This window comes from Haloarcula rubra, assembly GCF_019599465.1.
Classification (GTDB): domain Archaea; phylum Halobacteriota; class Halobacteria; order Halobacteriales; family Haloarculaceae; genus Haloarcula; species Haloarcula rubra.
This window is the reverse complement of record NZ_RKLR01000002.1, coordinates 268,711-289,438: the sequence shown is the minus strand read 5'-3', so window position 1 is coordinate 289,438 and position 20,728 is coordinate 268,711. Positions and strand designations below refer to the sequence as shown.

Genomic DNA, 20,728 nt, shown 5'->3' with positions numbered 1-20,728 from the left:
ACGGTCTGTCGAAGATATAGTCGAAAAGTCGGCGAAAGAAAGGGAAGGAGCGGGCGATCCACTCAGTTCCCCGGCAGGTCGACGGCGCCGACCTGTTGCATGAGGCCGAGCATGTCCGGTTGGACCCACCGCTCAGCTATCTGACCGCCCTCGAACCGAGTGAAGACCATGTTCTCTATCTCGACGTCGCGGTCGGTCGCCGGGACGCCCATGAACTCCCCGACGTGTCGCCCGCTGAGGTGTACCCGCATGGCGACCGTGTCGCCCTCGGCGACGATGTCCTCGACGGACGCCGTAAAGTCCTCGAAGGACTCGCGGATGCCGCGTATCTGTGCTTTCAGGTCCTCGCGGCCGGCTATCTCGCCCAGCGGGCTGTGGTCGACGACGTCCGCCGTGCAGATGTCGTCGACGAGGTCGAGGTCGCCGCCGGTGGCGACTTCTTCCGGGAACTGGCGCGCGATTCGTTTCTCCTCGTCTAGTGGTGCTGTTGCTGCCATCGGTGTCTCCGTGCGCTCTCTCGACGTGTCCCCCCGGACTGCGTGACTTCGGAGTGAGCGCTACGAGGAACTACGTCGTGCGAGACGGTAGCATTTGTTACCAGATGCTCCCGAAGGAGGCGGCGAAGAGAAGACGGACCGTTTCAGTCGGACGCTTCTGCCGCCGCGACCGGCGAAATAGCTATCTCCATCTCGACGCCTTCGACGTCCCACGTCTTGCGGTGGCCGTCCTCGACGGCCCCGAACTCGTCGGCACGGACCTCCTCGGCGACGAGCGCTTCGTGTTCGCGGACCAGCGAGTCGACGCGGTCGTCCGCAATCGAGAGGTCCACGACGATGCGGGCCTCGATGTCCAGTTCGAGGTCCTTGCGCATCTCCTGGACCCGGCGGATGACCTCGCGGGCGTACCCCTCGCTCTCGATATCCTCGGTGAGCGCCGTGTCGACGTAGACGACGCCGCCGCCGTCCAGCGCCGAGAACTCCGTCCCCGTGACGCCCTCGGGCGTCTCACGGCGGAAGGTCACCATCTCGTCGGTCAACTCGACCGACTCACCGAGCGCGTCCTCCACGTCTCCTTCGAGGGCATCGAGAGACGGCTCCTCGAGTCGGGCGTCGTTCATCGCGTTCATCACGCGGCCGGCGTCGTCGCCGAACGCCGGGCCGAGTTCGCTCATGTCGGCCTCGGCGGAGTAGTGGAGTTCCCCCCACGCCTCGTCCGGGCCGACGACGTCGACGGTGCGAGCGTTGAGGCGGTCGCCGACGATGGCCGCCTGCGCGCGCACGGCGTCGGCCACGGCCTCGCTGTCGGTGTCGACGACGACGCGCGTGACCGGCCAGCGGAGTTTCCGCTCGGCCTGCTGGCGGGCGTTCGAGCCGGCCTCCTCGACTTCCCGAACGACCTCCATCTCGTCCTCGAGGGCGGGGTCGTGGAGGTCGTCGGTCGCTTCGGGCCAGTCGCACATGTGGACGGTGGGGTGGCCCGCGTCGCCGGTCAGCGAACTGTATATCTCCTCGGCGACGAACGGCGTGAACGGGGCGAAGAGGGCGGCCACTTCTTCGAGGACGCGGTACAGCGTCGCGTAGGCGGCCTGTTTGGAGTCGCTGTCCTCCTCCTCCCACATCCGCTCGCGGACGACCTGGATGTAGAACCGGGAGACGTCCTCGACGACGAAGTCCAGCAGTTCGTGAGCGGCCTTGTCGTTCTCGAAGTTCTCCATGTGCTCGGTCATCGCCGCCTCGACGCTCTGGAGGCGCGAGAGGACCCACTCGTCGGCGAGTTCGAGGTCCTCGCGGACCGACTCGACCGTCGTGGCCTCCGGGTCGAAGTCGTCGGCCCGCATGTACGGCAGCGGGAACCGGGCGACGTTCCAGAGGATGTTGAGGCGGCGCTGCATCTCCTGAGTCTCCTCCCACGAGAAGTTCATGTCCTCGCCCTGCGCGGTGACCGACAGCAGGAACAGGCGCATCGGGTCCCGACCGTGCTTCTCGATGACCTCGTGGGGGTCGACGAGGATACCCTTCGACTTCGACATGCCGCGGCCGTCGGGCATGTTCGCGTAGCCGTGCATCAACACCTCCTCGTACGGTGATTTGCCGGTCGCCGCCGTCGACATACCGAGCTGGGACCAGAACCACCCGCGGGTCTGGTCGTGGGCCTCCATGATGAGGTCGGCGGGCCACAGGCGCTCGAAGTCCTCCTCCTTCTCGGGGTAGTCCAGCGTCCCCCACGTCGCCACGGAGGAGTCCAGCCACACGTCGAAGACGTCGCCGACGCGGGTGTACGTGGTCCCGTCCTCCGTAATCGTGAGGTCGTCGACGGTACCCTTGTGCAGGTCCACCGTCTCGGGGTCGATATCTTGGTCGACGCGGTCGGCGAGTTCCTCGCGGTCGCCGACGACGATGGCGTCGTCCATCGACCCGCTCCAGTCGTCGGGCAACCAGATGGGGATGGGGATGCCCCAGTACCGCTGCCGAGAGACGTTCCAGTCCGGGGCGTCCTCGACGAAGTCCCGGAAGCGGTTGTCACGCGCCCACTGGGGGTGCCACTCGCTGTCCTCGATGTTGGCCAACAGTTCGTCCTTGATGTCGGTGACCGTGATGAACCACTGGTCGGTGACGATGCGGACGATGCCGGTGTCACAGCGCCAGCAGTGCCCCTCGTTGACGGTGTAGCCCGACTCGCTGGCGAGCAGGTACCCCTTCGCGTCCAGGTCGGCGACGACGTCGTCGTTGGCGTCCCGGACGAACGTGCCGGCGTACTCGCCACCCTGTTCGGTGTAGACGCCGTCGCCGCCGACGGGACAGAATATTTCGAGGCCGAGTTCCCGACCCCGTTCGAAGTCCTCCTCACCGTGACCGGGCGCGGAGTGGACCAGCCCGGTCTGGTCCTCGGCGTCGACGTAGTCGGCGGTGTACACCTGTCCCGACCCCTCGCCTTGGGCGTGGTCGGGCACTTCCTCGGCCAGCGGGTGATCGTACTCCCAGCCGACCATCTCCTCGCCGGTGACCTCCTCGATTACCTCGTAGTCCTCGTAGCGGCCCTTCGAGAGGACGTCCTCGACGCGCGGTTCGGCGACGTAGAGGACCTCGCTCTCGCCGTCTCTCTCGGCGCGGACGCCCTGATAGGTCACGTCGCCGTCGACGGCGACGAAGGTGTTTGCGGGGATGGTCCACGGCGTCGTCGTCCAGATGACCAGATGCCCCTCCCGGTCGGCCAGCGGGAATTTGACATAGATAGAGGGCTTGCCGACCTCCTCGCGTTCGACCTCGTTGTTGGCGATGGCCGTCTCACAGCGGGGACACTGGTTGATAGAGCGCTGGCCCTGTTCGACCAGTCCGCGTTCGTGGGCCTGCTGGAACCCCCACCACGCGGCCTCCATGTACTCGGGGTCGACCGTCTTGTAGGGGTCGTCCCAGTCCATCCAAACGCCGAAGTCCTGAAAGTCCGTCTGGAGGCCCTCGAGTTGCTCCTCGGCGAAGGCCTTGCACTCCTCGATGAAGTTCTCCTCGCCGAAGCGTTCGATGTCCTTCTTGTTCTCGAAGTCGAGTCGCTCCTCGACTTTCGTCTCGATAGGGAGGCCGTGCATGTCGTAGCCCGGCCGGTCGGTCACGTCGTAGCCCTGCATCCGGTGGTAGCGGATGTAGAGGTCCTTCAGCGTCTTGTTCCACGTCGTCCCCATGTGGGCGGCCCCGGAGGTGTAGGGCGGCCCGTCGACGAAGAAGAACTCCTCCCCGTCGGCGCGGTGCTCGACCGTCTGCTCGTAGGCGTCGACGTCGTCCCAGTACTCGAAGACCCCGTCCTCGACAGACTCGGGGTCGTACTGGTCGTCGACCGCGGCGAACCGTTCCATATCGGTCACATTCGCCGCCGGCATTAAAGGGCAATCGGTTGTCAGCGTGGCCGTCGGCCGTCAGCGCTCGCGCTCGAGCAACAGGCCGGCGGTCTGGCCGCTGTGCAGGCGACCGTGCCAGTCTCGGGGTCGCGCCACTCGGCCGTGCGAGATGAAAACACAATTAGTCTCTCCACCTCGTCCGGTGGACTAGAGACTATGGTACGTACGTGTGTCATCGGCTGCGGGAACATGGGCAGCGCTCTCGTGAGGGGGCTCTACGCGTCTGGCAACCACTCTGTCGTCGCCTGCGACCTCGACCCGGACGCGCTGGCCGCCGTCGCCGACTACTGCGAAGCGACGACCGACGACGTGGGGCGGGCCGAAGACGCCGACGTCGTCTTCCTCGCCGTCAAGCCGGACATCGTGGAAGCGGTGCTGGACGAACTCGACCTCTCGGCCGACCAGACGCTGGTCTCCATCGCGGCCGGCGTCCCGACGGCGTTCGTCGAGGCCCGGACCGACGCGCGGGTCGTGCGAATCATGCCGAACCTCGCCGCCGAGACGCGGGACATGGCGGCCGCGGCGACCGGCGACGTCACCGACGAGGTCCGCGAACTGCTGGACGACGTGGGCGAGTTCGCCGAAATCGAGGAGTCCCAGATGGACATCGCCACCGCGGTCAACGGGAGCGGCCCGGCCTTCGTCTTCTACTTCATCGAGGCCATGACCGAGGCCGGCGTCGCCGGCGGACTGGACCACGAGGAGGCGCAGGTGCTCGCCGCCCAGACGTTCAAGGGCGCGGCCGAGACCGTCCTGCAGGACGACCGCACCGCCGACGAACTCATCGACGCGGTCTGTTCGCCCAACGGGACGACCATCGAGGGCATGGAGGTCCTCTGGGACAGCGACGCCGACGCGGCCATGGCCGACGCCGTCGCGGCCGCCGAACGACGCTCGGAAGAACTGGCGGCCGCGTTCGAGGATGACTGAGCACGTCGACAGCGCCGCGCTCTCCCGCGCCCGCGAACAGGCCGCCGCGGCCGAGCGCGTCATCGTCAAGGCCGGGACGAACTCGCTGACCGACGCGGCCTCGAACTTGGACGACGAGAAACTGGACAAACTCGTCGACGACATCGAAGCGCTGCTGTCCCGGGGCAAGGAGGTCATGCTGGTCTCCTCCGGGGCCGTCGGCGCCGGCATCGGCCGGGTCGACCACGACACCGAGACCGTCGAGAAGTCACAGGCGCTCTCGACGGTCGGCCAGAGCCACCTGATGCACCGCTACACGGAGAGTTTCGCCCGCTACGACCGCAAGGTCGCCCAGATACTCATCACGGAACACGACTTAGAGAACCCCGAGCGGTTCACCAACTTCCGCAACACCGTCGAGACGCTGCTGGACTGGGGTATCGTCCCCATCATCAACGAGAACGACGCCGTCGCGACCGAGGAACTCCAGATAGGCGACAACGACATGATTTCGGCCTCCATCGCCATCGGCGTCGGCGTCGACCTGCTGGTGACCCTGACCGACGTCAGCGGCGTCTACACCGGCAACCCGAAGGAGGACGACGACGCCGAGCACATCCCGGTCGTCGGCGAGAACTACGGCGAGGTCGAAGACGTCGTCACGGAGAGTTCGACCGGCGGGTTCGGCGGCATCCAGACGAAGGTCCGCGGCGCGCGGGACGTCAGCGAACACGGCATCCCCGCCATCATCGCGGAGTCGACGGAGCCAGACGTCCTGCGGAAGGTCGCCGAGGCGGAATCGGTGGGCACAATATTCGTCCCGATAAACGGTGAGACAGATGACTGAGACGACCGAGCAACAGGTGACCGCTGCACAGTCCGCGGCCCTGCGGTTGGCCAACGTCGACGCCGCCGAGCGCGACGCCGCGCTCTCGGCCATCGCCGACGCCATCCGCGACAACAGCGACGCCATCCTCGCGGCCAACGAGGAGGACGTCGCCGCCGCCGAGGAGATGCTCGCGGAGGGCGAGTACACGCAGGCGCTCGTCGACCGACTGAAACTCGACGAGGGCAAGCTAGAGAGCATCGCCGAGATGGTCGAGTCCGTCGCCGAGCAGGACGACCCGCTGGGGGAGACGCTGGCCGCGCGCGAACTGGACGAGGACCTCGAACTGTACAAGGTCGCGGTCCCCATCGGCGTCGTCGGGACCATCTTCGAGTCCCGCCCCGACGCGCTGGTCCAGATAGCCGCGCTCGCGCTGAAGTCCGGTAACGCCGTCATCCTGAAGGGCGGCAGCGAGGCCAGCGAGTCCAACCGCGTCCTCTACGAGACCATCGTCGAGGCGACCGGCGACCTGCCGGTCGGCTGGGCGACGCTCATCGAGGCCCACGAGGAGGTCGACGCCCTGCTGGAGATGGACGACAAGGTCGACCTCGTCATGCCGCGTGGCTCCTCGGAGTTCGTCTCCTACATCCAGGACAACACTCAGATTCCCGTGCTGGGCCACACCGAGGGCGTCTGTCACGTCTACGTCGACGAGGCCGCCGACCTCGAGATGGCCGGGGACGTCGCCTTCGACGCGAAGGTGCAGTACCCGGCGGTGTGTAACGCCGTCGAGACGCTGCTCGTGAACGACGCCGTGGCCGACGAGTTCCTCCCCGAGATGGTCGCGCGCTACCGCGAGGCCGGCGTGACGCTGCGCGGCGACGCGGCCACCCGCGACGTCGTCGACGTCGACCCCGCGACCGACGACGACTGGGAGACCGAGTACGGCGACCTCGAACTGTCCATCAAGGTCGTCGACGACGTCTACGAGGCCGTCGACCACGCCAACACCTTCGGCTCGAAGCACACCGAGTCCATCGTCACCGAGGACGCCGACACCGCCGAGACGTTCATGACCGGCATCGACGCCGCCAGCGTCTTCCACAACGCCTCGACCCGCTTCGCCGACGGCTACCGCTACGGCCTCGGTGCCGAAGTCGGCATCTCGACGGGCAAGATTCACGCCCGCGGCCCCGTGGGGCTGGAGGGCCTGACGACCTACAAGTACTATCTGGAGGGCGACGGACAGTTGGTCGCCACCTACGCCGGCGACGACGCCCTGCCCTTTACCCACCGCGAGTTCGACGGCGAGTGGCGTCCCGGTCACCTGTCCGACGAGTAGCGTGCCGCAGTTTCCGGACGGCGACGAGCGCCGCGCACTCGCGGCGGACTGTCACCGCTGTCCCGTACTGGCCGAGAGCCGCGAGTGTATCTCGTGGGGGAACGGCCCCCTCGACGCCGCCCTCGTGGTCGTCGGCGAAGCGCCGGCACGCGGCGACCCCGAAGCCGAGCAGTGGCGCGGCGGGAACCTGACCGGGATGGCCTACACCTCGCGGGCCTCCGGCCGGAAGGTCCGCGAACTGCTGGCCGACGCCGGCTTCGGCCACGAGGACTGTTACTACACGAACGCGGTGAAGTGCCACCCGCCGGAGAACCGGGACCCGACGGACGAGGAACTGGCGAACTGTCGGCCCTATCTGGTCGAGGAGGTCGAGACGGTCGCGCCGCGAGCGGTCCTCACGACCGGGCGACACGCCACCGAGACGGTGCTGGCGCTGGACGACGATTCGCTGGACGGGTTCCTCGACAGCGTCCTCACGGTTCGCCGGAGCGAGACGCTCGGCGTCCCCGTCGTCCCGCTCCTGCATCCGAGCTATCAGGAGGTGTGGCTCTCGCGACTGGGCTACGACTACGAGGCGTACGTCGCCGCCATCGCCGAGACGGTGCCACAGCCGAACTGAACCGCCCCGGCCCAGCAGCCGTCGTCGGTAGCCCAACCTTGATGTGAAAACCGGACGACCACACAGCTATGGACGACTGCATCTTCTGGTTTGAATCGTACATAGGATTTATAGACAAGGCGAGAGACAGTGCGAGATATGACGGACCGACAGCAAATCAACGTCCGACTGGACCCTGAACAGAAAGAACGTTGGGAGCGTTACGCAGAGGAGGATAAACGAGTTAGCGGTGGTATCTCGGGACTCGTCCGAACAGCAGTTGAGGCGTTCATCGACCCCGAGCAATCACAATCAGCGTCGTCGTCGGAAAGCGTTGACATACCCGACGACCTATCCGACCGCCTTGCAACCATTGAGGACACCGTTCAAGACGTACAGACCACCGTTGAACGGACTGACGAGTCGGTTGGATACATCGAACAAGAGTTGTTTGGGTCCGACGACAGACCATTCAGCGACCAACTCATTCGAGCGATTCCACCCGCCCGTCCTCATTCCGAGACATGGGAGGGTGACAAACAGCAGTACGAAGACACTCGGTGGGGCGAACCCGTCATATGGGAAGGTACAGTTGACGCCTTTGTCGAACAGTTGGACGTTGACCGAGGGACGGTAGAACAGTCCCTCAAAGCCCTCACGATGCAACAAGACTCGTTCGTGGAGACAGGGACGGTGGATGAAGTTCGACGGTATTGGTCGGACCGTGAGTTAGAATTTCAACCGTATGCCGACGGTCGAAATGTCGATGAGGAACAGAAACGGCGAAAGTTCCGTAACCGACAGGAGTCGAGAGAATGAGCGAGCCATACAATCCCTTCGAGGATGCGACCGAATACGAGGATAAAAAAGCGTCAGAGATGTCCAACGAGGAGCTTCGTGACGCTTTCGAGGGATGGGCAGAGTCCAACAAGAAGGAGAACACAGCATCATTCTATAAGGTCAACTTCGGTCCCTTCTACGACGCAATCAACGACCACGGCAAGCATCTAACTGAGGACGTAACCCGTAACGTCGTCAAATCTTTCCTCGAAAACGAAGCCGAGACGTTGCAACCTAAGACCGTTGGACACCGCTACTCGGCAATCAGTCGATTCTATTCCGTCTTGAAGGGAGAGATGGACCTACTCCCTCACGACGAACCGACGCCGACAGAACGTCTTGACAGAGGGGATGTGTCGGGATTGGGTGAGACAACGATGAAGGAGTCGGACGACACCAACGACGACGCATTCCACTACCTCGAACCTGAAGAAATATCGGAGTTGGTCAACCACGTCCCCGAGCCGACGGTTCGGAATCGAGCGATGTTACTGCTGATGGCGAACACGGGACTCCGAGCGTCTGAGATTCAAGAAGCCAAAGTTGAGTCGGTTGATTGGAACGAGCCGTCGTTGACGGTCAAGTCCCCGAAACTATCCGAGGAGAACGACCCTGAGATTATTACCGTCTATTGGCGCTCGGAGAAGGTGACAGACGCACTTGATGCGTATGTCAACCTCGACCGTCCGTCCTATCCATCTGCGGAATCCTCACCGTATCTGTTTGTCTCAAGACAGAGCGAACAAATTGGATACGAGTCGATTCGGCACATCGTTCGGACGGCGGCTGATAAAGCAGGGCTTCAGGAGGTTATTGGGACAGATGCAAACGGCGATGAACGTGTCGCAATCACGCCTCATACCCTACGACATTCGTTTGGGATGATGGCCTTAGAGAACGGCATGAACGTCAACGAAGTCAAGAACGCCATGCATCACGAGAAAATCGAGACGACAATGGTCTACCTTCGAGAACACGAGGAAAAGACAAAGAAGGCGATTCAGAGCAAGGGTCCTGTCCTCGGATTCGACTGATAACGGATACAGATATATTTCACCCACTCAGCAAAGGACTCAACGACTTCTAATTTATCCCACAGATTTATGTTTATGATACGGACATTCTGGAGTATGAGTGAACGGACAGAAGCATTATACAAATCGATGGGGCACGCTTTCGGGACGATAATGTTTGGTGCCATTGGTGGATTCATCGGATACGTGATTACTCCGTGGGTCGGGGGACTTCTCGGTTCATTCGTCGCACTGACGTACATCTTCATGACTGTGCAAGGACAGTTATCGTAGGTCCGTTCTGTCTGACGACAACGGAGAGACGTAGCCCTTATTCTCGATGGTGTATCGACGGACAGTACCGTCTACTAATATACTGTCAAAAGATATACGAGTATCTTACAATCACCATCATCATACAGAGTTGAGGATTGGTGTCGTAAGACACTCACTTGCTGTATATCGATGGATTTTGTGTCCACCTATGAGGTGAACGATTCCCCTGTCGGTCCCTCACCACATCCGTTGATTCGGAGTGGTTGGCTGTATCCATTTAGTAGACGGACGTAGTGTCCCTCGGTCGAGCTTACCAAGTTATCGACCGACGACGCAGTTAGACGTGTTTTGTCTGTTTCTGCGAAGTCCCTGAAGGACTCATTCAAGGGGCTATCTGTGTAGTTCATCGTTGGTTACGGAGGTACCTAAAGCGTCCCGATTGTCGAAGAACCCAAGGACGGCGAATAGCAGTATCGAGATTCTGAGGATTTACTGTATTCACCATATCTCAATAATATCTTATATGCTCTGAGACGGCACACAATCGATTTGAGGGATTGTATGATGTTTCCCTCTTGGATAGAGTATAGAACGATTTCACGGCGCCTGAACAGCCTTAGAACTGACTGTGGATATGATGGAGTATGTGGTTAGAAGATAGCCAATTAAGAACTCCGTATCTGTCTCAACTGAATTACTGAGAATATGAGAATTCGGGGACCGTCTCCGTCGATAGCAATCTTTCAACGACCATCGAAAAACACACTCTTGCTGTATTCACCATCCCTTTTTTGAAGAATTGGGAGATGTTGTTAGTCAATCAAGAGTCAGAGGAGGGTTACGCGTATGGGGGATGAGAGGAGTTAGAATATTACTTTCATTGAGGAGAGAAGGGGGAAAGAGGAAGGGAGGAGATAGAGATAATAGAAAGAAGAAGGGGGAAAAGAAACAATCGCAAGACGTTGAAGTCATGAGTTGGCGGGTTAGTGCTTGAACCGTCCGCCGACCGTTGATTTGATGTCGTCAACAATGTGGAGCAATCCTAAGGTTGGTCCCGAAGTACGGGATACCAAGAGCAATAACGAGCATGACAATTCACAATAGTGGTATCGAGGAACTCCCTCTTACAGTAAGAGATAGTTCGCTTCGAGAGGAAGCGGAGTATGACGACGGCACTGTCAAGACTGTTGATGACACCCTATCTGCCTTTCAGTCGTATCTTCGGAGACAGAAATCAAGAGAAATGCGCCTTGAAGACGGTAGTTGGTCTACGAGTAACCGTTTTGTCGACAGATATGCAAAAAGGCACTACGGAAAGGTAGCAGGAGCGGACAGACAGCTTCAACACCAGTTTGAGGACCTTCATTGTGTCATGATATCTCTCTCCTCACCACTGCATAACGACCGTGGTGAATACCGTCCACCAGCAGACTATCTTGACGATTTACTCTCGCCTATGCAGAGTGTAACAGACGCAATCGGCTACAAACTTGGAGAGAGCTTGAGTCTTGATTATGCTCGACACTGGATACTTTGTCCGAACCAAGATGGAAGCGTTACGCTGAAGCATAGTCTATGGGTGGACGGAGATGTAGAATCGGCTGATTTTGAGTCCACAGTGGATAAGCATCTGAAACACTGCCCACAGTTGTCGAGAGAAGATAGACAATTCGTTGACGTTCAGATATGGGAACCAGAAGATGGCACCAACACGGATTTGTTGGAAATGCAAACTGAGGACCTTGTTGGGTGGAACGGGACGCTTGACGCTCAACGATATATCAGACGTTTTGGGGCGGTACTGTGGGCCAGAAAAAGAAGGCAATTCAATGGTGGTGATACGTTCCAAGAGTTCGTACGCAGAAGTGTTCAGTAGACCGCTAATTCACGACATTTGCTGTCCTTAGTTAGTACATAGATACTATATAGCCCAGAATTCTGAGAATAGCCCTTGTGGTGTCTTGTGATTAGTCAGAAATCGTGCGACTTCTGTTGGGTGGTCGCTGTTTTTAAGTACCAATCCCCCGAATCCTTAATCGCATCGTGCGAAAACGGGGCTGAGAAGCCCTGAAAACGATGAATACGTGAATGGTAGCACCCGAAGAGTGGCATCGCTATCGTTCACAATGTGTGAACGTGTGTCGCAGGCCGACCAAGCTCGACGACACACGTAGATAGCACCCACGGCCACCGAGGTGCTTCGATGACCGAGGGATGAATAGCCCTTCGTCGTTTGGGGTACTCATTCCTTCGGTCATTTCAGAATCGGTGGGACCACGAAGAGAGACATCTATGAGTCGAGACAACAATCCGACGCCGCAAGAAGAACCAGCACCGACACCTCTTGTGTCGGCGGCACAGCTGTCACTCTCCGACCATCCGCTTGTACATATCCCTGATGGACGATTCTACGCGTTGGGAGAACACGCAAGCCGTATAGCCAATAGTGCAAGAGGAAAGTCGGACAATCACCTCATCGGCCTACTTGGTGAGGATGCCGTGGCACATTACCTCCACATCGAGGACCGACTTGATGTGGAGGTCTACGCCGATGGTGGCGACGGTGGCGTTGACTTACCGTATCAAGGGGCGACAATCGATGTGAAAACAGTTGGACGACATCGACAGTCGCCCGCACTCACCGTTGACGCATACAAGCCACTGACAGCAGACTATTACGTCCTCGCAAGTCGTGCTGACAGAACAACGTGCCGATTGATTGGGTATGCACCACGCAAGTTCGTCGCTAATGCCCCGACCCAACTCTATCGAGGAGAACCGTACCACGTGATAGAACAGGAGTACCTCTTCCCATTTTGCAGAGGAGTGGATATACAGTAGGTACTTAGAGTGAAACGAGTGCGCTGAGCGAAGAGAACACGGATAGTCGCCATCGGAACAACACCGACTGCCCGATGGATTACAACATCGTCGGTCACATAGTCGGCTGAATTAGTCTTCGAAGACGCGATATCGGGATGCCCTCACCCGTATTCTGAGAAGCGTTCTTGCCCCTGTATCTTTCGTCACCCCCTCTCAATGTCGTCTGTCGCCGTCGGATGGCCGTTGTCGTCGGCGTCTTCGGTCGACGGAAGTTGATAGCCGAGGGTTGCACGCCCATGGCACATCGTCGTCTGTCCGAACATCGTGCAGTGATATTGGTAGACCATACAATCTTACTGAAGTACTCCTTTGGTCCACAGAATTAGATTGGAGATATGATTGTCACATACATGAGTGAGATTACAGACTGTATCACTATTCCACTACCCGTTTTCAAAAAGTTACCTTCAGTCAACACATCTCTTGCAGTCTCAGTTAGAGGACCTAAGACTGTGAACCCTGAAACGACTATAAATCCCCCCAACAGCAAGACTGCTCGGGTCAGATGTACGTCCAAAAACGGCAGTAGAACCTTGATACTTTCGTAGACAGCAAGTATAAGTACAAACCACGATGTGTAAGTGGCATTGACCCAAAAAATCACATCACTCGTGCGAAATCCTTCTTTCCGTTCATTATATTCTCCTACTTTTGTAGTAATATAGCGAACAGATGCCATATAGAATGGCGTCACAACTAAAACGGCTTGAAACAGTCTCGTAGCAATATCTACTTGCTGTACAGCTGAAGACTGTAGCACAATGTGTGCTTAGTTAAGTCGTCTTCAATTATATTTTCTCATGTATCGCTTGAACTGATATACAAATATAGAGTTGTTACCTCGACGGACCGTTGATAGCGATTCGGTCAATATTTGTTCAACTGCTATTATGACGGATAATAAGTGGACCCTCCATCACGTTCATCATCTACGGGGCCAACATTTTGAGTGAACCCAACGAGGTGTCTATACAATATATGAACGACAAAGTTGACGACTGCATCTTCTGCCAGATAGTCGCTGGCGACATCCCGAGCCGAACCGTCTACGAGGACGACACGGTGCTGGCGTTCCTGGACGCGAACCCGCTCGCACGGGGCCACACGCTCGTCATCCCGAAGGCCCACCACGAGCGCGTGGGCGATATGCCCGGCGACGTGGCCGAGGCGGTGTTCGCGGCGGTCAACGACCTCACGCCGGCCGTCGAGGCCGCCGTCGACGCGCCCGCCAGCACCGTCGCGTTCAACAACGGCGAGGCGGCGGGACAGGAGGTCCCCCACGCTCACTGCCACATCGTTCCGCGGTTCGACGACGACGGCGGCCGGCCCATCCACTCGCTGTTCGGCGACCGACCGGACCTCTCCGAGGACGAACTGGACGGCATCGCGGCGGAAATCGGCGACGCCGCCTGAGTCAGCGGACGGTCAGCGCCGCGTCGGCGGCGGCGACGACCGAGCGGTAGCGGTCGAGGCGCTCCTGTGAGACGTAGCCGTCCGCACCGACGAACGGCCGGTCGGGTTCGAGGACGTCGAACCCGTGGACGCCGGCGCTGACGACGACGTTGTCGCCGCGCTCGACGCGTGCGAGGTGGAGGTAGACGACGCTGGGACCCGACCCCGCGAGGATGCCAGCGTGAGTCTCCATCGTCACCGAGTCGCCCAGCATCGACGTCGTCCCGGTGTCGAGCAGGGCCGGGCCGCGCGCCCACTCGACGCCGCCGTCCCCGACGCCGGCAGAGACGAGGAACGACTCCGCTCGGGCGTCCGTCAGCAGGTCCGAGAGGCGCACGGTCGCGAGCGTGTCGAGCGACTGGCCCGCGACGCTGGCGACGGGCGTACTGAGGACGCCGAGAGCGAGCGGTGCGGTGGCAAGTTCGGACGCGTGCTGTTCCTCGGTCGCTGCCGAGCGAGCGTGCCCGACCGTCGTCCCCGCGGACTCGAACAGTTCGGGCGAGAAGCCGACGTCGCCGGGGAGGTGCAGTACCCCGGTCGGCGAGAACGTCCCGTCCGGGACGAAGACCGAACGCGGGAACGAGGCCGGGAGTTCGGTACGCGTGGCGGGGTGTCCGTTCGTCTCCATCGAGAGGACCACGTCGTCGGGAAAGAGCGGGCCGTCGGGCCAGACCACCGAATCCGGCCACGAGAGCGACCCGGGAGCGTACACGCCGCTCGGATAGAACGGCGACTCGGGGGCCCCGGTGGTGCCGGCGCCGTCGACGGTGGCCGGCGCAGTCGGGAAGAACAGCATCACGCCTCTGGGCGAGAGGTCGGCGTCCGAGTCGACGACGGTGAAGGGGTCCGGGACCGACGAGAGCGGTCCGGACGGGAAGAACAGCGCCAGCGACTCCGGGTTCAACAGCGACCCCGAGAGCGAAGACGAGTCCGGGAAGAACGTCCGGTCGCAGAACAGGTCGCCGAGCGACGCGGCGAGCACCGGTCGGTCGGCGGCGAAGACGGCGTCGGGGACGAACGTCGACTCGGGGAACAGCGTCTCGCCGGGGACGTACGCGAACGGGACGCCGCGCTCTCGGTCGGCGAAGACGACGACGCCGGCGTCGGCTATCGTCCCGTCGGGGCCGGCCGCACCGAGTTCGCCAACGTCCGTGCCGAGGACCGTGCGCGTCCGTTCGGGGTCGGCCACCGAGACGCCCGTGTCGAAGAACACGTCCGCCGGTGCGGCGACGTACGTCGCGTCGAGGGCCGTCCCGGCCTCGAACCGCCGCGCCCCGGCCCCGAGAGCCTCGGTGTCGACGCCGGACCCCGGAAACACCGCCACGGTCGAACCCGCCCCCTCGTCCGGCAGCGTCCAGTCCCTGTCCGGGAACCACTCAGTGTCGAGGTCGAACACCGAGTTCGGGAAGAACGCCGAACCGGGGACGGTGACGCCGGCGTCGTCGGCCACGAACTGCGCCGCGGAGAACGCCGAGCGGTGGACGACTGCGAGGACTCGGTTCGCGCCGAGTCCCGTGCCGGACAGCGCCGTCGCCGGGGCGAACAGGACCACGCCGCGCGGGTCGACGACGCCGTCACGGAGGACGGGGAGCGTGCCACCTACCGTGTCGAACGCCGTCGCGGGCGCGGCGAGCAGTCGGTCTGTCGACCCGCCGACGGTGGGAGGCCCGCCGCAGAACCGGAGCAAGAGCGGCGCCGGCGGGCCCCCGGATGCCAGTTCGCCGCCGGTCTGTGCGTACACCGAGCGGAAGCTCTCGACCGTCGCCGTGACGTCCCGTCCACCGACGGTTCGCTCGACCGCCCGTCTGCGCGACTGTTCGGCGACCGGGGAGAACCCCAGCGACGACTGCGCCGCCGCGGGCAACACGACGGCGTCTGCGACGAACTCCCGGTCGGTGAGACTCCCGCACCCGGCGAGCGCCGCAGTCGTGGCTGTCAGCCCCAGCGTCCGGAGCAACGCACGCCGGTCCCACGGCGCACGACCGCCGTCTCGTGTCATTCGGCCACCCTACTAGGTCGTACGTAACACCGGCGGACGGCATAACTATTCTCGTCAGCCGAACGACTGAATTTTCGGTCCGGTTCGTCTAGAACTTTTTATTTCGTCCCGCGGGAGAGTGGTCGTATGGGGTGTACGACACTCGCACTCGCAGGGGTGACCGGGGGTGCCGGGACGACGAGAACCACAGTCGAGGTAGCGGCGACGCTGGCCCGCGCGGGTCGGTCCGTCGCCGTCGTCGACGCCGCGTTCGCCACGCAGGGACTGGCGACGCACGTCGAGGGGCGACTCTCGGCCGACGTGACCGCCGTCGTGACCGGCGAGGCGGTGCTGAACGAGGCGCTGTACGACGCCGGGTTCGACGTGCCCGGTCGGGTCGCGTTCTGTCCCGCTCACGCACCGTTCGAGCGCCTCGCTCGCGCGAAAACCCCCGAACACGCACGGGCCTTCGAGACGGTCGTCGCCGACGCGGCGACACGCTTCGACCACGTCCTGCTCGACGTTCCACCGGTCGCGGCGAACCAGTCCGTCGCGGCGCTGACGACCGCACAGCGCCGCGCACTCGTCGTCCCGGCGACCCAGCGCGGCCGGGACCTCCTCCCGCGACAACAGGGCCGGTGTCGTGACCTCGACGCGCCGGCGGACGCCGTCGTCGCCACGCGAACCGACGCCGACCGGGCACTCGCCGTCGAGGCCGCCGACTACGAGGTCCCGGCCGCCGACCCGACCGCTCCGGTCCCGACGGCGCTGGACCCGGACTCGGCCCTCGCGCCGGCCGTCACCGTCGCCGCCGAGGGACTGCTGGACGTGGCCCTCGACCTCGAGTTCCCGGACGAGGGGTTGCTCGAACGGGTCGGCCGTTAGCGGTCCGGGAGCGGGACGACCACGACCGGTCGGTTCACGCGGGCCAGCAGGTTCGTGACCGTCGACCCGACGCCGTCGGCCCCCTCGGTGCCGCGGTTCGCGCCGAGGACCACCACGTCGGGGTCGTGGTCGTCGATAGCCGCGAGTAGTTCCGCGACCGGGTCGCCGTCTCTGGTCTCCGTCGTCGGCAGCACCGACGCGAGGCGCGAGCGAGCGACGTTGACGGCGTCGCCGGCGTCCCGAGACGGCGCGTCGGGTTCTCCGACGGCGACGACGACGACGCTGTCCTCGCTGGGGTCGAGGCGGTCCTGCAGGTAGTCCGCGGCCGCCGCGGTGACGTGAACCGACGACGCGCCGACGAGATAGTCGGTCATATTGGAGGGTGGGCGCTCGGGTGGCTTCGGCGTTTCGGGAGTGCTCGGTGTTCGAGGCGGGCGCTGCCTCACTACTGCTCGCGGTTTCACCGCTCGCTGTCCGAGGGCCCCTCGCGTCGCTCGCGCCCCTCGCTACTGCTCCGCGGTTCACTCCGTTCGCCGCGTCGCTTCGAGGACGGCTGTTGGCCGATTCCTCGCTACCCGACGAACTTACATACACCGCCCCCACTACCCGAGAGCGTGCGCGTCGAGAACAGTTTCATCGGAGTCGACGGCGTCGGCGAGCAGACAGAGCGGTCCATCTGGGAGCAGGGTGTCACCCACTGGGACGAGTTCGAACCCGGCGTCGTCGGCGGGAAGCGCGGCGACCGCATCCAGCGGTTCATCGAGGAGGGACGCGACCACCTCGACGCGGCCGACGTGGCGTACTTCGACCACCAGTTCCCGAACAGCGAGCAGTGGCGCCTCTACGAGACGTTCCGCGACCGGGCGTGTTTCTTCGACATCGAGACGACCGGGCTGGACGAACAGCGGAATCAGGTGACGACGGTCAGCCTCCATCAGGACGGCGAGACGGAGACGCTGGTGGCCGGTGACGACCTGACCGCCGGGAACCTCCGGGCGGCCTTCGCCGACGCCGACCTGCTGGTGACGTTCAACGGCAAGCGCTTCGACGTCCCCTTCCTCGAAGCGAACTTCGACATCGACCTCCAGCGCCCGCATCTGGACCTGATGTACACCTGCAAGAAAATCGGACTCTCGGGCGGGCTGAAGCAGGTCGAGAAAGATATCGGCATCGAGCGCGACCGGCCCGACATCTCCGGACGCGACGCGGTCCGCCTCTGGCGGGAACACGAGAGCGGCCGCGACGGAGCCCTAGAGACGCTGGTGTCGTACAACCGCGAGGACACCGTCAACCTCCGCACCCTGGCCGACGAGGTGACGGGGAGCCTCCACGACGACGTGTTCGTCCGCTGACTCAGAACCGTGCCGGGTCGGCCTCCGGCGCGGTGTCGGCGGGTCGCAGCAGGTGGGCCCGACCGGCCAGAAAGCCCAGCAACAGGCCGGTGAAGTGGGCGACCAGCGCGACGCCGGGGTTGGCCGTCAGCAGGGTTATCGCCGCCGCGAGGACGCCGCCCAGCGCCAGTTGCGCGCGAGCGGGGAGTTCGAACCCGCCGACGACCGTCTCGGTGAAGCGGTTGGCCGCCAGCAGATACCCGAAGAGACCGAAGATGGCCCCGCTGGCCCCGAGGACGCTGACGCTCGCCGGGATGCCCGGGAGTAAGGGTCCGAACGTCCCGACGAAGGCGACCTGTGCGACCCCGGAGAGAGCACCGACCGTGACGAAGAAGCCGTGGAAGCGTGCGCTGGTCGTCGTCCGTTCCAGCAGGAGCCCCGCGAGTGCCAGCGCCGCGGCGTTGGCGAGCAGGTGCGAGGGCCCGGCGTGGGCGTAGACGCTCGTGACCAGCGTCCACGGCTGGTCGAGCAGCGGGTTCGACAGCGCGAAGACGTGGCGCTGGCGGGCGACGAGTCCGACGACCTGCTGCAGCGCGAACACGCCGACGACGAGGAGCAGCGTCACGAGCGTCGGACTCTCGGCGGGACGGCGCATGGAGTAGTGTTGTCGAGCAGCGCACAAGAAAGGTCAGGGTGCCCCGGTCGTCGGAGTCCAGAACGCATACGTGACCGCGTGCCGTTCCACCGCACATGTCCGACATCAGCGAGACGCTCGCCGACGCCTTCGGCGAGGAGACCGACGCAGACACCGCAGCGACCGCCGCCGAGAACGTCGCCGCCTTCGCCGAGCAGTACGACGAGGACCTCACGGCCGACGCCGTGCTGGAGACGTTCGAGGAGGCTCCCTACGACGGGTTCGAGCGCCGCTTCGACTGGCTCGTCGGCGAACTCGCCGCCAGTACCGAGGACTGCACCGACTCCCGGGAGTTCCGTCTGGACGGGTTCGGCGACCTCGCCGCGGACCCCGAAATCGGCGCGTAAGGGATGGACGGCGGGACGTACACGCTCGTCTGCGAACGCGACAGCGGCGGGACCGTCCCGGTGGGTGCGCTCGGCGACCTGTCGCTCCCCGCGGGGTGGTACGCCTACACCGGGAGCGCGCTCGGGACCGGCGGGTTCTCGCGGGTCGACCGCCACCGCGCCGTCGCCAGCGGCGACAACGACGCCCGCCACTGGCACGTCGACTACCTGCTGGGCGACGACGCCACGCGGGTCGCCACCGTGGTCACGACCCACGCCGACGTCGAGTGTGCCGTCGCCGAGCGCGTACAGGACCACGGAGCGACCGAGTCGGTACCCGACTTCGGCTGTTCGGACTGTGGCTGTCGCTCGCATCTGGTGTGCAGCGACGGGCGGGACGCGCTCCTGACGGCCGTCGAGACGGCCCACGTCGCGGTCGACGACTGATTACGAGACGACCTCGTAGCCGGCGTCCGCGACGGCCGACGTGAGCGCGTCGTCGTCGACGGCGCCGCTGGTCTCCACGACGAGGGTGTCCGCGTCGTGGTCCGCCGTGGCCGCTTCGACGCCGGAGACACCGAGAACGGCGGCCTCGACCGACTCCTCGCACCCTGTACAGGACATGCCACTCACCGAGAGTGTCCGTTGCTCCATAGCCGCCGGTAACGACTGCGGGGGGAAAACGGTTGGCCCCAACGCTCGCGTCGACGCTGTCGAGCGAGCGCCGGCCCTCAGCAGTCCTGTGGCTCGACGTGCGTGGTCGGCGACTCGCCGTCGGGGACGCCGAGGAACAGCGCGTAGGCGACGGCCTGTTGGGTGTCGCTCGGGTTCCTCGCGACTTCTTCGTGGCCGCCGGGGTCGACGAACGCCTCGCCGGCAGCGTAGGTGTGGGTCGTGCAGGTGTGTGCGAAGACGACGTCGAGTTCGCCCTCGACGAGGGTGACGACGACGGGTCCCGGGTGGGTGTGCCACCCGGTCGTCCCACCCGGTTCCAGCGTCACCCGAGCGAGAAGGATAGTCGACGCGTCGGGGAGGAACGCCGCTTCGTCGCCGTCCTGTTCGAAGGAGACGCCCAGCGCCATCCCCACGTCGTCGGTGAAGCCCGCGTGCGGGGCGAGAACCTCGATGCTGGCTCCCTCTGGCTGGTCGACCTGTCCACCCTCGGTCTGTCCGTCGTCGGTCTGGCCGTCGGCCTGCGCGGCGGCGCCGCCCGTAGCGGAGAGCGCGAGCGCGCCGGCGCCGAGTTTCGCGGAGTCGGAGAGGAAGTCGCGCCGCAAGAACGGCAGTGCCCTGAAGCGGTCCGTGCCGTCCCGGTCGGACGAGTCTGTCCCGGTCCGTGTCGGTGGTCCGTCGTCTCGTGTCATGGTATACTCCGGGCTGAGACGCCCGTCTAGGGTACCGCGACCGCCGAGCGTAGTTATGCGGTGACAGCGTCGGCGGCGCGTTCGGTTGTGTGATGGTACCAATGAGCAGGGGCTCGTGACGC

The 20,728-nt window shown here is 63.3% G+C and carries 20 protein-coding genes; 13 read left to right on the top strand and 7 right to left on the bottom strand.

Going from position 1 to position 20,728, the window contains the following annotated elements:
- Positions 1-62: 62 nt before the first annotated feature.
- Entirely contained in the window at positions 63-497 is a 435-nt protein-coding gene (locus EGH21_RS06115) for an ester cyclase (protein WP_220617593.1), read from the bottom strand.
- A gap of 143 nt (positions 498-640) precedes the next feature.
- The gene (gene ileS / locus EGH21_RS06110) at positions 641-3,847 is read right to left on the bottom strand and encodes an isoleucine--tRNA ligase (protein WP_220617592.1); all 3,207 of its coding nucleotides are present in this window, start codon (positions 3,845-3,847) and stop codon (positions 641-643) included.
- Between the two features lie 198 nt (positions 3,848-4,045).
- Between ileS and proC the strand changes: the two genes are divergently transcribed.
- The 9 genes from proC to EGH21_RS06065 all read left to right on the top strand — a co-directional run bounded on the left by proC (position 4,046) and on the right by EGH21_RS06065 (position 13,989).
- Complete coding sequence (gene proC, locus EGH21_RS06105) at positions 4,046-4,819, top strand: pyrroline-5-carboxylate reductase (RefSeq protein ID WP_220617591.1); 774 nt, start codon at positions 4,046-4,048, stop codon at positions 4,817-4,819.
- Positions 4,812-5,645 (top strand): glutamate 5-kinase, encoded by an 834-nt coding sequence (gene proB, locus EGH21_RS06100; protein WP_220617590.1) that lies wholly within the window; start codon positions 4,812-4,814, stop codon positions 5,643-5,645. Before proC ends, proB begins: the two co-directional genes overlap by 8 nt.
- A complete protein-coding gene (locus EGH21_RS06095) occupies positions 5,638-6,966 on the top strand; it encodes a glutamate-5-semialdehyde dehydrogenase (protein WP_220617589.1) in 1,329 nt (442 codons plus the stop codon). Before proB ends, EGH21_RS06095 begins: the two co-directional genes overlap by 8 nt.
- Before the next feature lies 1 nt (position 6,967).
- On the top strand, positions 6,968-7,585 hold the full coding sequence (locus tag EGH21_RS06090; protein ID WP_220617588.1) for a uracil-DNA glycosylase: 618 nt from the start codon (positions 6,968-6,970) through the stop codon (positions 7,583-7,585).
- Between the two features lie 138 nt (positions 7,586-7,723).
- Complete coding sequence (locus EGH21_RS06085; protein WP_220617587.1) at positions 7,724-8,383, top strand: hypothetical protein; 660 nt, start codon at positions 7,724-7,726, stop codon at positions 8,381-8,383.
- On the top strand, positions 8,380-9,438 hold the full coding sequence (locus tag EGH21_RS06080; protein WP_220617586.1) for a tyrosine-type recombinase/integrase: 1,059 nt from the start codon (positions 8,380-8,382) through the stop codon (positions 9,436-9,438). The genes EGH21_RS06085 and EGH21_RS06080 overlap by 4 nt, the downstream gene beginning before the upstream one ends.
- A gap of 96 nt (positions 9,439-9,534) precedes the next feature.
- Complete coding sequence (locus tag EGH21_RS06075) at positions 9,535-9,711, top strand: hypothetical protein (RefSeq protein ID WP_220617585.1); 177 nt, start codon at positions 9,535-9,537, stop codon at positions 9,709-9,711.
- A gap of 1,069 nt (positions 9,712-10,780) precedes the next feature.
- Positions 10,781-11,569, top strand: a complete 789-nt coding sequence (locus EGH21_RS06070) for a hypothetical protein (protein ID WP_220617584.1) — start codon at positions 10,781-10,783, stop codon at positions 11,567-11,569.
- Between the two features lie 1,985 nt (positions 11,570-13,554).
- Entirely contained in the window at positions 13,555-13,989 is a 435-nt protein-coding gene (locus EGH21_RS06065) for an HIT family protein (RefSeq protein ID WP_220617583.1), read from the top strand.
- Between the two features lies 1 nt (position 13,990).
- Here EGH21_RS06065 and EGH21_RS06060 read toward each other — a convergent pair whose 3' ends face one another.
- Positions 13,991-16,027 carry a DUF6517 family protein gene (locus tag EGH21_RS06060; RefSeq protein WP_220617582.1) on the bottom strand — a complete coding sequence of 679 codons (2,037 nt, stop codon included), beginning with the start codon at positions 16,025-16,027 and terminating at the stop codon, positions 13,991-13,993.
- Between the two features lie 126 nt (positions 16,028-16,153).
- On the opposite strand from EGH21_RS06060, the gene EGH21_RS06055 reads away from it, so the two are divergent.
- On the top strand, positions 16,154-16,891 hold the full coding sequence (locus tag EGH21_RS06055) for a MinD/ParA family ATP-binding protein (protein WP_220617581.1): 738 nt from the start codon (positions 16,154-16,156) through the stop codon (positions 16,889-16,891).
- Here EGH21_RS06055 and EGH21_RS06050 read toward each other — a convergent pair.
- Positions 16,888-17,265: a universal stress protein gene (locus EGH21_RS06050; RefSeq protein ID WP_220617580.1), complete on the bottom strand. Its 378-nt coding sequence runs from the start codon at positions 17,263-17,265 to the stop codon at positions 16,888-16,890. The genes EGH21_RS06055 and EGH21_RS06050 overlap by 4 nt on opposite strands.
- A 240-nt stretch (positions 17,266-17,505) precedes the next feature.
- On the opposite strand from EGH21_RS06050, the gene EGH21_RS06045 reads away from it, so the two are divergent.
- Entirely contained in the window at positions 17,506-18,243 is a 738-nt protein-coding gene (locus EGH21_RS06045) for a ribonuclease H-like domain-containing protein (RefSeq protein ID WP_220617579.1), read from the top strand.
- A gap of 1 nt (position 18,244) precedes the next feature.
- Here the strand turns inward: EGH21_RS06045 and EGH21_RS06040 are convergent, their stop codons facing one another.
- Positions 18,245-18,877: a rhomboid family intramembrane serine protease gene (locus EGH21_RS06040; RefSeq protein WP_220617578.1), complete on the bottom strand. Its 633-nt coding sequence runs from the start codon at positions 18,875-18,877 to the stop codon at positions 18,245-18,247.
- 95 nt (positions 18,878-18,972) lie between these two features.
- On the opposite strand from EGH21_RS06040, the gene EGH21_RS06035 reads away from it, so the two are divergent.
- Together EGH21_RS06035 and EGH21_RS06030 are read left to right on the top strand one after the other, a co-directional pair.
- Positions 18,973-19,263 carry a hypothetical protein gene (locus EGH21_RS06035; protein WP_220617577.1) on the top strand — a complete coding sequence of 97 codons (291 nt, stop codon included), beginning with the start codon at positions 18,973-18,975 and terminating at the stop codon, positions 19,261-19,263.
- Between the two features lie 3 nt (positions 19,264-19,266).
- Positions 19,267-19,689, top strand: a complete 423-nt coding sequence (locus EGH21_RS06030) for a GIY-YIG nuclease family protein (protein ID WP_220617576.1) — start codon at positions 19,267-19,269, stop codon at positions 19,687-19,689.
- Here the strand turns inward: EGH21_RS06030 and EGH21_RS06025 are convergent, their stop codons facing one another.
- Together EGH21_RS06025 and EGH21_RS06020 are read right to left on the bottom strand one after the other, a co-directional pair.
- Positions 19,690-19,896 carry a heavy-metal-associated domain-containing protein gene (locus EGH21_RS06025; RefSeq protein WP_220617575.1) on the bottom strand — a complete coding sequence of 69 codons (207 nt, stop codon included), beginning with the start codon at positions 19,894-19,896 and terminating at the stop codon, positions 19,690-19,692.
- 77 nt (positions 19,897-19,973) lie between these two features.
- Positions 19,974-20,606, bottom strand: a complete 633-nt coding sequence (locus tag EGH21_RS06020) for a cupin domain-containing protein (protein ID WP_220617574.1) — start codon at positions 20,604-20,606, stop codon at positions 19,974-19,976.
- Positions 20,607-20,728 lie beyond the last annotated feature (122 nt).

What these genes read in the sequence shown, in the direction of transcription:
- EGH21_RS06115 (WP_220617593.1), bottom strand. Translation starts at nt 497, where the DNA reads ATGGCAGCAACAGCACCACTAGACGAGGAGAAACGAATCGCGCGCCAG.
- ileS (WP_220617592.1), bottom strand. Translation starts at nt 3,847, where the DNA reads ATGGAACGGTTCGCCGCGGTCGACGACCAGTACGACCCCGAGTCTGTC.
- proC (WP_220617591.1), top strand. Translation starts at nt 4,046, where the DNA reads ATGGTACGTACGTGTGTCATCGGCTGCGGGAACATGGGCAGCGCTCTC.
- proB (WP_220617590.1), top strand. Translation starts at nt 4,812, where the DNA reads ATGACTGAGCACGTCGACAGCGCCGCGCTCTCCCGCGCCCGCGAACAG.
- EGH21_RS06095 (WP_220617589.1), top strand. Translation starts at nt 5,638, where the DNA reads ATGACTGAGACGACCGAGCAACAGGTGACCGCTGCACAGTCCGCGGCC.
- EGH21_RS06085 (WP_220617587.1), top strand. Translation starts at nt 7,724, where the DNA reads ATGACGGACCGACAGCAAATCAACGTCCGACTGGACCCTGAACAGAAA.
- EGH21_RS06080 (WP_220617586.1), top strand. Translation starts at nt 8,380, where the DNA reads ATGAGCGAGCCATACAATCCCTTCGAGGATGCGACCGAATACGAGGAT.
- EGH21_RS06075 (WP_220617585.1), top strand. Translation starts at nt 9,535, where the DNA reads ATGAGTGAACGGACAGAAGCATTATACAAATCGATGGGGCACGCTTTC.
- EGH21_RS06070 (WP_220617584.1), top strand. Translation starts at nt 10,781, where the DNA reads ATGACAATTCACAATAGTGGTATCGAGGAACTCCCTCTTACAGTAAGA.
- EGH21_RS06065 (WP_220617583.1), top strand. Translation starts at nt 13,555, where the DNA reads ATGAACGACAAAGTTGACGACTGCATCTTCTGCCAGATAGTCGCTGGC.
- EGH21_RS06060 (WP_220617582.1), bottom strand. Translation starts at nt 16,027, where the DNA reads ATGACACGAGACGGCGGTCGTGCGCCGTGGGACCGGCGTGCGTTGCTC.
- EGH21_RS06055 (WP_220617581.1), top strand. Translation starts at nt 16,154, where the DNA reads ATGGGGTGTACGACACTCGCACTCGCAGGGGTGACCGGGGGTGCCGGG.
- EGH21_RS06050 (WP_220617580.1), bottom strand. Translation starts at nt 17,265, where the DNA reads ATGACCGACTATCTCGTCGGCGCGTCGTCGGTTCACGTCACCGCGGCG.
- EGH21_RS06040 (WP_220617578.1), bottom strand. Translation starts at nt 18,877, where the DNA reads ATGCGCCGTCCCGCCGAGAGTCCGACGCTCGTGACGCTGCTCCTCGTC.
- EGH21_RS06035 (WP_220617577.1), top strand. Translation starts at nt 18,973, where the DNA reads ATGTCCGACATCAGCGAGACGCTCGCCGACGCCTTCGGCGAGGAGACC.
- EGH21_RS06030 (WP_220617576.1), top strand. Translation starts at nt 19,267, where the DNA reads ATGGACGGCGGGACGTACACGCTCGTCTGCGAACGCGACAGCGGCGGG.
- EGH21_RS06025 (WP_220617575.1), bottom strand. Translation starts at nt 19,896, where the DNA reads ATGGAGCAACGGACACTCTCGGTGAGTGGCATGTCCTGTACAGGGTGC.
- EGH21_RS06020 (WP_220617574.1), bottom strand. Translation starts at nt 20,606, where the DNA reads ATGACACGAGACGACGGACCACCGACACGGACCGGGACAGACTCGTCC.